This window comes from Seohaeicola zhoushanensis (genome assembly GCF_014656415.1).
Taxonomy (GTDB): domain Bacteria; phylum Pseudomonadota; class Alphaproteobacteria; order Rhodobacterales; family Rhodobacteraceae; genus Seohaeicola_A; species Seohaeicola_A zhoushanensis.
On sequence record NZ_BNCJ01000048.1, the window covers coordinates 1 to 10,039 of the forward strand.

The 10,039-nt window shown below is 66.8% G+C and carries 11 protein-coding genes; 8 read left to right on the forward strand and 3 right to left on the reverse strand.

Annotated elements, in window-relative coordinates:
* Positions 1–271: phosphoheptose isomerase family protein (locus IE266_RS26290; RefSeq protein ID WP_505973614.1), on the reverse strand; the 271-nt coding region annotated here is incomplete at its 3' end.
* A 250-nt stretch (positions 272–521) separates the two neighbouring features.
* On the opposite strand from IE266_RS26290, the gene IE266_RS26295 reads away from it, so the two are divergent.
* The 8 genes from IE266_RS26295 to galE all read left to right on the forward strand — a co-directional run bounded on the left by IE266_RS26295 (position 522) and on the right by galE (position 8,411).
* The gene (locus tag IE266_RS26295; RefSeq protein WP_189683110.1) at positions 522–1,466 is read left to right on the forward strand and encodes a glycosyltransferase family 2 protein; all 945 of its coding nucleotides are present in this window, start codon (positions 522–524) and stop codon (positions 1,464–1,466) included.
* A 247-nt stretch (positions 1,467–1,713) separates the two neighbouring features.
* The gene (locus IE266_RS26300; protein ID WP_229864537.1) at positions 1,714–2,922 is read left to right on the forward strand and encodes a glycosyltransferase family 4 protein; all 1,209 of its coding nucleotides are present in this window, start codon (positions 1,714–1,716) and stop codon (positions 2,920–2,922) included.
* Positions 2,919–3,905, forward strand: a complete 987-nt coding sequence (locus IE266_RS26305) for a GHMP family kinase ATP-binding protein (protein WP_189683112.1) — start codon at positions 2,919–2,921, stop codon at positions 3,903–3,905. The genes IE266_RS26300 and IE266_RS26305 overlap by 4 nt, the downstream gene beginning before the upstream one ends.
* 16 nt (positions 3,906–3,921) lie before the next feature.
* Positions 3,922–5,043, forward strand: coding sequence for an NAD-dependent epimerase/dehydratase family protein (locus IE266_RS26310; RefSeq protein WP_189683113.1), 1,122 nt, complete (start codon positions 3,922–3,924; stop codon positions 5,041–5,043).
* A gap of 2 nt (positions 5,044–5,045) precedes the next feature.
* The gene (locus IE266_RS26315) at positions 5,046–6,149 is read left to right on the forward strand and encodes a glycosyltransferase family 4 protein (RefSeq protein WP_189683114.1); all 1,104 of its coding nucleotides are present in this window, start codon (positions 5,046–5,048) and stop codon (positions 6,147–6,149) included.
* Positions 6,149–6,865, forward strand: a complete 717-nt coding sequence (locus IE266_RS26320; RefSeq protein WP_189683115.1) for a nucleotidyltransferase family protein — start codon at positions 6,149–6,151, stop codon at positions 6,863–6,865. Before IE266_RS26315 ends, IE266_RS26320 begins: the two co-directional genes overlap by 1 nt.
* Positions 6,862–7,431, forward strand: a complete 570-nt coding sequence (locus IE266_RS26325; protein WP_189683116.1) for a D-glycero-alpha-D-manno-heptose-1,7-bisphosphate 7-phosphatase — start codon at positions 6,862–6,864, stop codon at positions 7,429–7,431. The genes IE266_RS26320 and IE266_RS26325 overlap by 4 nt, the downstream gene beginning before the upstream one ends.
* Positions 7,428–8,411, forward strand: coding sequence for a UDP-glucose 4-epimerase GalE (gene galE / locus IE266_RS26330; RefSeq protein WP_189683117.1), 984 nt, complete (start codon positions 7,428–7,430; stop codon positions 8,409–8,411). The genes IE266_RS26325 and galE overlap by 4 nt, the downstream gene beginning before the upstream one ends.
* Before the next feature lie 9 nt (positions 8,412–8,420).
* Here the strand turns inward: galE and IE266_RS26335 are convergent, their stop codons facing one another.
* Positions 8,421–9,308 (reverse strand): esterase-like activity of phytase family protein, encoded by an 888-nt coding sequence (locus tag IE266_RS26335; RefSeq protein WP_189683118.1) that lies wholly within the window; start codon positions 9,306–9,308, stop codon positions 8,421–8,423.
* A gap of 222 nt (positions 9,309–9,530) precedes the next feature.
* Entirely contained in the window at positions 9,531–9,740 is a 210-nt protein-coding gene (locus IE266_RS26340; RefSeq protein WP_189683119.1) for a helix-turn-helix domain-containing protein, read from the reverse strand.
* Between the last annotated feature and the right edge of the window lie 299 nt (positions 9,741–10,039).

Consider the following 10,039-nt stretch of genomic DNA (forward strand, 5'->3'; position numbering starts at 1 on the left):
CCAGCGCCGTCAGCATCGGTATGTTGGAGGCCAGCGAGATGGTGCGGAAGGGCGGCTGCCCATGCACATGGGTGCCCTTCGAGCAGTCGCAGACGGTGTGATCGGCAATTGCCGCGCTGCCGCCGTTGCCGGCGACCCAGACGGTGCCGCCCTGGGCGATGACCCGGTCGAAGACCGCCAGGACTTCAGCAAGCGGACCCTTGTCGAAGCTCAGCAGAACCTCGGCAAAGCGCTTGTAATAATCGGCTGCAAACTCTTCGAAACCCGGCATCTGCAAAACCCCTGACGAAACACTATGCCTCTGGTTTGACCAGAGGCGTGAGTCTTGTCAACGTCGGGCCTGGGGGGATGCGCCTGTATCCTCCGGTTGGCTCAACCGGCAGACAATCGCCTCCTATCGGTCAGATTGTCGTCTCCGCCCGCTCGCTTTGCCGTCAGGCCAGGGCCCGAGCCGACGCGGCATTGCCAAAAGGGATCGCGGTTGACACAAGAAGGCCTACCCGACGGAGAACGCTTGAACAATGTCCGAGTCCCGATCATCCGGTCGCGCCTACGTGCTGATCTCGCCCTGCCGCAACGAGGCCGATTACATGCGCCGCACGCTCGACAGCGTGGTGGCGCAGACGCTGACGCCGGCGCTCTGGGTGATCGTCGACGACGGCTCGACCGATGCGACGCCCGAGATCCTGGCCGACTATGCCGCCCGGCACGACTGGATCCGCGTGGTGAAGAAGCCCGACCGCGGCCACCGCGCCGTCGGCCCCGGCGTGATCGAGGCCTTCTACGTCGGCTATGACACCATCGATCCCGCCGACTTCGCCTATTCCTGCAAGCTCGACCTCGATCTCGACCTGCCGCCGCGCTACTTCGAGGCGCTGATCGAACGGATGGAGGCCGACCCGCGCCTCGGCACCTGCTCGGGCAAGCCCTACGTGCGCCACGCCGGCAGGCTGGTCTCGGAACGGCGCGGCGACGAGATGAGCGTGGGCATGACCAAGTTCTACCGCCGCGAATGTTTCGAGGCGATCGGCGGCTATGTCCGCGAGGTGATGTGGGACGCGATCGACTGCCACAAGGCGCGGATGCTGGGCTGGCGCGCGGCGAGCTGGGACCACCCCGACCTGAACTTCGAGCACCTGCGCCCGATGGGCTCGTCGCAGGTCTCGATCTGGACCGGCAAGCGGCGGCATGGCTTCGGGCAGTGGTTCATGGGCTCGGACCCGCTGTTCTACCTCGCCACCTGCGTCTTCCGGATGAGCGAGCGTCCTTTCATCCTGGGCGGGCTGGCGATGCTGCAGGGCTACGTGCAGGCCTGGATGCGGGGCGACCGGCAGCTCGACGATCCCGAGCTGGTCGCCTTCATCCGCGCCTACCAGCGCCGGGCGCTGTTCCGCGGCAAGAGCCGTGCGGTGGCCGAGATCGAGGCCGAGCGCGGTGGGCTGGCCCCGGTGCCGCCGGCCGCCTGAGGCGGACGGTTCCCGGTGGTGGTTTTCGTATCGGTTTTTAGTGCCGGTTTTTAGCGCCCTGGAAAGTCAATCTTAATAATATATTTGAAATCAATATCTTGACCCCCCATCCTGGCTGGGACGCTGAAAATTGCCGCGCCGCCCGGCCGGAATGCTCCGCATCCGGGGCGGCATATTGCATCCCTTGTCCGGCAGACCTAGGGTGTCGACTGGCGCGGAAGGCAGGCTCGGCACAATGATCCATTACATGACAACGCAGGGCGTCGGCGATGCCTGGGTCGGCAACGAATTGCGGATGGTGACGAAGGCCGGCATTCCTGTCCGGCTGCATGCCCTGAACCGCCCCGCCAGCACCTATTTCACCGCCGCCGACATCGACGCGCTGAACCGCGCGACCAACGTGATCTACCCGCTGTCGCCCCTGCGCGCCCTGGGGGCGGCGCTGGCGGCGCCGATCCGCTTCGGCCCGCGCGCCCTGGCCGCGCTCTGGAACGCGCTGACCGGCGAGCGCGAGAGCCTGAGGGTGCGCCTCACCGGGATCTGGCATTACGCGGTGGCCTGCCACTGGGCGGCCGCGCGGCGGGGCGAAGAGGTGCACCACATCCACTCGCAGTGGATCCACTCCGGCGGCACCGTCGCGATGTACGGCGCCTGGCTGCTCGGCCGCCCGTTCAGCTTCACCGGCCATGCCGCCGACCTCTTCCGCAACCGCGCCGCGCTGGCCGACAAGATCCGCCGGGCGAAGTTCATCATCTGCATCTCCGAATTCCACCGCCAGTTCTTCCTCAAGAACGGCGCCCGCCCCGAACAGCTGGCGATCGCCTATTGCGGCATCGACACCCGCCATTTCACCCCGCGCCGCCGCACCCGCGCCGAGGGCGAGCCGCTGCATATCCTCTCCTCGGGCCGGCTGGTCGAGAAGAAGGGCTTCCCGGTGCTGATCGAGGCCTGCGCCCTGCTGCGCGCACGCGGCTACGATTTCCGCTGCACCATCGCCGGCAGCGGCCCGGACGAGGCGACCCTGCGCGCGCAGATCGCCGCCGCCGGTCTCGACGACAGGATCAGCCTCACCGGCCAGGCGCTGAAGCAGGAGGACATCCCGGAGTTCATGTATTCCGGCGACCTCTACTGCCTGCCCTGCGTCTGGGCCAAGGACAACGACGTCGACGGGCTGCCGCAGATGCTGATGGAGGCGATGGCCTGCGGGCTGCCCGCCGTCTCGACGCAGCTGGTCGGCATCCCCGACCTGGTGATCGACGGCGAAACCGGCCTGCTGGTGCCGCCCGAGGATGCCGCAGCGCTTGCCGATGCGCTGGTGCGCCTGGGCGACAGCCCCGAACTTGCCCGGCAACTGGCCGAGGCCGGACATATTCACGTCACGAAGTCCTTCGATATCGACAGCTGCCTGGACCCGTTGTTGTCCCGGTTCGGAACCGCATTGGAGCAGCCCCTTTGATCATCACCCAGACCCCCTATCGCGTCAGTTTCGCCGGCGGCGGCACCGATCTTCCCGCCTTCTACCAGCACGAACCCGGCGCGGTGCTGTCGATGGGCGTCGGCCACCACATGTATGTCACCGTCTCGCCGCGTTTCGACAAGACCACCCGGGTCGCCTATACCCGCGTCGAGATCGCCGATGGCATCGACAGGATCGAGCATACCATCGCCCGCGAGGCGCTGCGCATGACCGGCCTCGGCGAACACCTCGAGATCACCACCGTGGGTGACGTGCCGGCGGGCACCGGCATGGGGTCGTCCTCGAGCCTCGCGGTGGGGATGCTGAACGCGCTCTATGCCTACAAGGGCCAGGTCACGAGCCCGGGCCTTTTGGCCGAGCAGGCCTGCCAGATCGAGATCGACATCCTGGGCAAGCCGATCGGCCGGCAGGACCAATATGCCGCGGCCTATGGCGGGGTGAACTACATCCGCTTCAACCCCGACCATACCGTCGACGTCGAGCCGGTGCCCTGCCGCCCCGAGTTCCTCGACCAGCTCGAGAAGCACATCCTGCTGCTCTACACCGACCAGCAGCGCGACGCCGACGTGATCCTCAAGAAGCAGTCCGAGGGCAGCGCCGACAAGATGAGCGTGCTGCGCCAGATGCGCGACCTCGCCGGCGAGCTGCGCAACACCATGGGCGGCAAGGGCGACCTCGACGATTTCGGCCGCATCCTGCACGAGGGCTGGGAGCTGAAGCGCTCGCTCGGCTTCGGCATCTCCACCGCCGGGGTGGACGAGTGGTACCAGGCCGCGCGCCGCGCCGGGGCGATGGGCGGCAAGCTGCTCGGCGCCGGCGGCGGCGGCTTCCTGCTGGTGATGGCGCCCCCGGAGCGGCACGAGGCAATCCGCGAGGCGGTCGGCCGCCCGCGCGAGATCTCCTTCCGCATCGACCGCCGCGGCAGCCGGGTGATCTTCATCTCGGACCGCTACACGTTCTGACAACCGGAGGACCCTCATGAAGATCCTGATCACGGGCGGCGCCGGCTTCATCGGCTCGCATACCGCCGACGCGCTGCTGGCGAAGGGCCACCAGGTGCGGGTGCTCGACATCCTGCAGGAGCCGGTGCACCGGGGCGGCCAGTGGCCGGCCTATCTGGATCCCTCGATCGAGAAGATCCGGGGCGACGTGCGTGACGAGGCGACCCTGCTTGCCGCGCTGAAGGGCGTCGACGCGGTCTATCACCTCGCCGCCTTCCAGGATTACCTGCCCGAGTTCAGCCGTTTCTTCTCGACCAACGTCACCTCCACCGCGCTGATCTACGAGCTGATCGTGCGGGAGAAACTGCCGATCCAAAAGGTCATCGTCGCCTCCTCGCAGGCGGCGCTGGGGGAGGGGCTCTACAGGGATGCCACCGGCAACGCGGTGCTGCCTGGGCTGCGCGCGGACGCCGACCTCAGGCGCGGCATCTGGGAGATCCAGCCCGGCCCCGGCGAGACCGGGCCGCTGCAGTACCAGGCCACCGACGAGAGCGTCGCCAACCCGCAGAACTGCTACGGCATGTCCAAGATCGCCCAGGAGAAGGCGGCGCTGAACCTCGGCAAGATGTATGGCATCCCCTCGGTGGCAATGCGCTATTCCATCGTCCAAGGCCCAAGACAGAGCCTGTACAACGCCTATTCCGGCGCCTGCCGGATCTTCTCGCTCTCCTTTTACGTCGGCCGCGATCCGGTGATCTACGAGGACGGCAACCAGGTGCGCGATTTCGTCAACTACCTCGACGTGGTGGATGCCAACCTCAAGGTGCTCGAGGACGACCGCGCCGATTACCAGATGTTCAACGTCGGCGGCGACAAGGCGGTGACGGTGGGCGAATTCGCCTCCGTCGTGGCCGAGGTCTTCGGCCGCGACGGCTACGAACCGGCGGCCTCGGGCAAATACCGTTTCGGCGACACCCGGCACATCCTGTCGGATGTCTCCAGGCTCAAGGCGCTCGGCTGGGCGCCGCGACGGAGCACCCATGACAGCGTGCGCGCCTATCGCGACTGGATGGAGACCGCGGCCCCGGCCGAGGATATCCTCGAACAGTCCGACAAGCTGATGGCCGCGCTTGGCGTCGTGCGCGCGGTCGGGGGGTGAGAATGACGGGGACTCCAGGCAGCGCGGGCAGGGACAGGACAGGGCAGCGCTACCTTTTCCTGTGCCCGGACAAGAAGAAGGCTTCGGGCGGGATCGCCGTTCTCTATGACATGGTCGCGGAACTGCGGCGGAACGGCTACGATGCGGTGATCCTGCACGGCGAGCGCGGCGCGCGCTATCCGGACGGCCATGCCGAGGCCCTGATCTTCGCGAGTCCCAGCTTTCTCCGTGCAATGCGGGCGCGGTTCGGGGTGCGCCGCCGGATTGCCAGCTGGATCAGCCAGATGGCCTATGCGCTGCGCGGGGGTATCCAGACGCTGGAGCCGGAGGCGTCGGATGTCATCGTGGTGCCCGAGTTCCTGCTGGCCGAGGCCGTGGCGGCCTTCCCGCAGAACCGCAAGGTGTTGATCTCGCAGAACCCGTTCTCGCATCTGCGGGCTTATGCGCGGCTACTGAAGCAGGGCCGCGAAGCCACGCACGCGTTCGTCTATGCGGTGGGGGTCTCGGAGATTTGCGTCGGGGTCTGTGATCTTCTGGGCAGCCGGCAGTTGGGATATGTGCCGGTCACGATGTGGCCGGAGCGGTTTCCCTTCCAGCAGAACAAGGAAAAACTGGTGACCTTCATGCCGCGCAAGCGGCGTGAGGAGGCGACGATCATCGAGGCGGTGCTGCGGGCGCGGGGCAAGCTGCATGGCTACAGACTCGAGGCGATCGACGGGATTCCTCTTGCCGATGTCGCTGAACGGCTGGCGCGGTCGCGGTTTTTCATCTCGCTTCAGAGCCGTGAGGGTCTGGGATTTCCCGCAGCCGAGGCGATGGCGTCAGGATGCGTCGTCGTCGGCTATACCGGATTGGGGGGCGATGAATATTTCGACACCACCACCGGCATTCCGGTGCCCGAAGGCGATACCGCCGCGCTGGTCCGCGCCGTCGAGGCGGCAATCGGGGAGTATGAGGAAAGCCCCGAGAGGCTGGACCGCATCCGGCACCATGCCTCGGATACCGTGAACCGGAAATATTCCCGCGATGCTTTCGTCAGCAACCTGCAGCGGGTGTGGGCCGAAGTCGAGACCGCCGTCGCTGCCGCCGATGGGGATGTGCGGTGATGCGGCGCGCCAAGGCGCTGCTTCTGGCCGGCGGGCTCGGCACCCGGCTCAAGCCGTTGACCGACACCATGCCGAAATGCCTGGTGCGGGTCGCCGGCCGGCCGATCCTCGACTACTGGATGGAGGCGCTGGACCGGGCCGGGATCGGCCAGGCGCTGCTCAATACCCATCACCACGCCGAGCAGGTGCGCGCCTATATCGGAGCGGTCAACGCGCGCGGCGGGGTGCAGCTGACCGAGGCGCATGAACCCGAACTGCTCGGCTCGGCCGGAACGGTCCATGCCAACCGGGGATGGGCCGAGGATGCCGACGAGATCCTGGTGATCTATGCCGACAACCTCTCCGACATCGACCTCGGCGCGCTGCTCGCCTTCCACCGCGGGCATTCCGATCCGATGACCATGGCGCTGTTTCGCGCCGAACATCCCGAGAAATGCGGAATCGCCGAACTGGACGGGGCAGGGCGCATCACCAGCTTCGTCGAGAAGCCGGAAAAACCAGTCTCTAACCTGGCCAATGCCGGGCTTTACGTGCTCGACGCCGCGGCCTGGCGCGAGATCGCCGACATGGAGGCCTTCGACTTCGGCTTCGACGTGATCCCGCGCTTCGTCGGCCGGATGCGGGGTTTTGCGCACCAGGGCTATCACCGCGACATCGGCACGCCCGAGGCGCTGGCCGCGGCCAATGCCGATGCGCCGGGGCTGCGCGCGCCATGAGCCGCGCCGTCTTCCTCGACCGCGACGGCACGCTGATCGAATTGGTGCACCACCTGACCGATCCCGGCGACGTGCGGCTGATCCCCGGCGCCGGCGCGGCGGTGCGGCGGCTGCGCGCGGCGGGCTGGAAGGTGGTGATCGTCACCAACCAGTCAGTGATCGGGCGCGGCAAGCTGACCGAGGCGGGGCTGGCCGAGGTGCATGCCGAGATGGCCCGCCAGCTGGCCGCCGAGGGCACCCAGGTGGACGCCATCCTCTTCTGCCCGCTGGCGCCGGCCCAGAAGGATCCGACGGTGATCGAGGACGTCATGCGCAAGCCGGGTCCCGGTATGCTGCTCGGCGCCGCGGCGGAGATGGGCCTGGAGCTTCCCGCCTGCTGGATGGTCGGCGACACCGTCTCCGACATGCTGGCCGGGCGCAACGCCGGCTGTCACACGCTGCTGGTGCGGACGGGCTATGGGGCGGACTACGCCCATGATATCGGGGCGCTTGACGGCGAGGCCCCCGACCTTGCCGCCGCCGCAGACATCATCCTGAACAAGACCAAGAATGAGGAACAGCCATGAAGATCCTGATCACCGGCGGTGCCGGATACGTCGGCAGCGCCTGCCTGCGCCATGTCGCGGCCCAGGGGCACGAGGTGATGGCCTATGACAACCTGGTCATGGGGCACCGCTCGGCGGTCGATGGCCATCCGCTGGTGGTGGGCGACATCGCCGACACCGAGCTGCTGACCAGGACGCTGAAGGACTTCGGCGCCGATGCGGTGATGCATTTCGCCGCCGCCACCTATGTCGGTGAATCGGTCGAGAACCCGGAATACCACTACCGCAACAACATCACCGGAACGCTTTCGCTGCTGAACGCGATGCGGGCGGCCGATATCGGGCGGATGCTGTTCTCCTCGACCTGCGCGACCTACGGCATGACCGAATCCGAGACCATGACCGAGGCGACGCCGCAGGCGCCCTTCTCGCCCTATGCCCGCACCAAGCTGGCGGTGGAATGGATGATCCGCGACTTTGCCCATGCCTACGGAATGGGCTTCACCCTGCTGCGCTACTTCAACGCCTCGGGCGGCGATGCCGACGGCCGCCACGGCGAGGATCACCGCCCCGAGAACCACCTGATCCCGCTGGTGCTGGAAGTGCCGCTGGGCAAGCGCGACCACATCAAGGTCTTCGGCACCGACTATCCGACGCCCGACGGCACCTGCATCCGCGACTACGTGCACACCCGCGATCTCGCCTCGGCCCACCTGCTGGCGATCGAGGCAACCGGCGAGGGCACGGCGGAGGTCTTCAACATCGGCACCGGCAACGGCCAGTCGGTGATGGAGATCATCGAGGCCTGCGAGAAGGTGACCGGCCGCGAGATCCCGCGCGAGGTGGTCGCCCGCCGCCCGGGCGATCCGCCGCGGCTGGTGGCCGACCCGGTCAAGCTCAAGACGCAGCTCGGCTGGGAACCCCTCTACACGAACATCGAGGACACCATCGCCACCGCCTGGGCCTGGCACCAGAGCCACCCGAACGGCTACCCGGACTGAAGGGGGCGGTCAGCCCCCTGACGTGACCAGGCGGAATTCCACGAACTGGGTCGGCTCTCCGTGGACGCCGTTGTTGTCGGAGACCAGGGTAAGGCGCAGCCCGTCATCGGCGGGCCAGACCGCGATGCCCTCGAGGTTGTTGAAGGCGCCGCGCTGGCCGGTCCAGAGGATTTCGGCCGCGTCCGGATCCTCGATCCGCAGGCGCCGCACCCGGTTCTGCCACCAGAGACCGAGCACCAGCTTGCGCTCGAGCAGGTAGAGCAGCCCGTCATCCGCGAAGTCGGCGCCGACGAGGGAAAAACCGTCGCGCGGAGGGATGTGGCCGGCGATGCTCCAGCCCTCCGGCGCCAGGCGGTAGATCGGAAACCCGGGGCCCAGGGGCTGTTCGGGAAAGGCATAGAGCGTGCCGTCGGGATGCAGCGCCAGGGCCTCGAGCTGGCGATTGTCGGCCAGCTGCCTGAAGCTCGGGTGGTCCTTGATCCAGGCCCCCCCGAGTTCGGGGGCGGTGTAGCGCGCGACATGCGCCCAGCGTTCGAAGGAAATCCAGTACCCGCCGTCCGGCGCCACCGCCAGGCCCTCGGCATCGGCCCAGTCGCCGACGCGCCTGGCCGCCACCGGCAGGCCGTCATTGCCCAGGATGGGGAGCAGCCTGTCCAGCGTCAGGCCCGAAATCCGCCCGTCCTGCCGCTGGAAGCGCCCGGAAAGATACCAGCCGCGATCGCCAACCGCCTGGAAGGACAGGCCGTCTGCCGCGACCTCCAGTCCCGAAATCCCGATGACGGCCTCGGTCTTCCACTCGAATGTGCCGACATGGCGCAGCCCGTCAGCCGCGGCGGCATCCGCCCCGACCAGGGGTGCAAGCAACGCCAACAGGGCGGGCCAAGCTTTCGCCTGCATGTATCGTTCTCCTGATGCCGTCAGCCCGTGCCACGTCCCGACCCCCGATCCGCGTCCGACCCGGTCATGCCGCTGCCCGAACTTGCTAACCTCTCGGTGGGCTGCAATTTAGCGACCTATTCAGAAGTGTCCGCAGTGTTGGCGGCCTGCCAACCCAAAAGTTGCGTCTCCCGGCGCTAGGGCGCCACTTTCCTTCAATGTTTGGCGAACTGCGTCGAGGCGCTAAACGAAGCGGTCCAGGGCGCGTGCCAGTGCCGGCACGCGGTCGAGCGCGACCTTGGTGCTTCCTTTCTTGATCATGCTGATCATGTTCTGGTTCACGTAGCCGGCCTCGGCGGCGATCTCCGCCTGGGTCTTCTTCGGCTTCAACTCGAGCACACGACGCTCGATGTAATCGGCCAGCCGGGTGTTCTCATGAGGTTTCTCGGTCATCGCTGTTCTCTCAAATGTGACGCAGCACGCGCTGCACATCTTCGCTATAGCGACGGTCAGGATGCGGATTGGTGGCAGTATGCCATCATAAAAATAACATAACATCCATTATGCGATGAAATTTTGAACGCGGGTGGATTCACAAACGAAGTGCAAATTCTGTAGCAAAACAGGAGCTTGCATGGAGCCCCCTCAAGGGCTTCGACACCTCGCCCACACGTCACGCAGGTGCGTTCCGGATCAGGTCCGGAACGCGCCTGGATCAAACGGTGTCGAAGGCCTCTGCCATCAACGCGTCG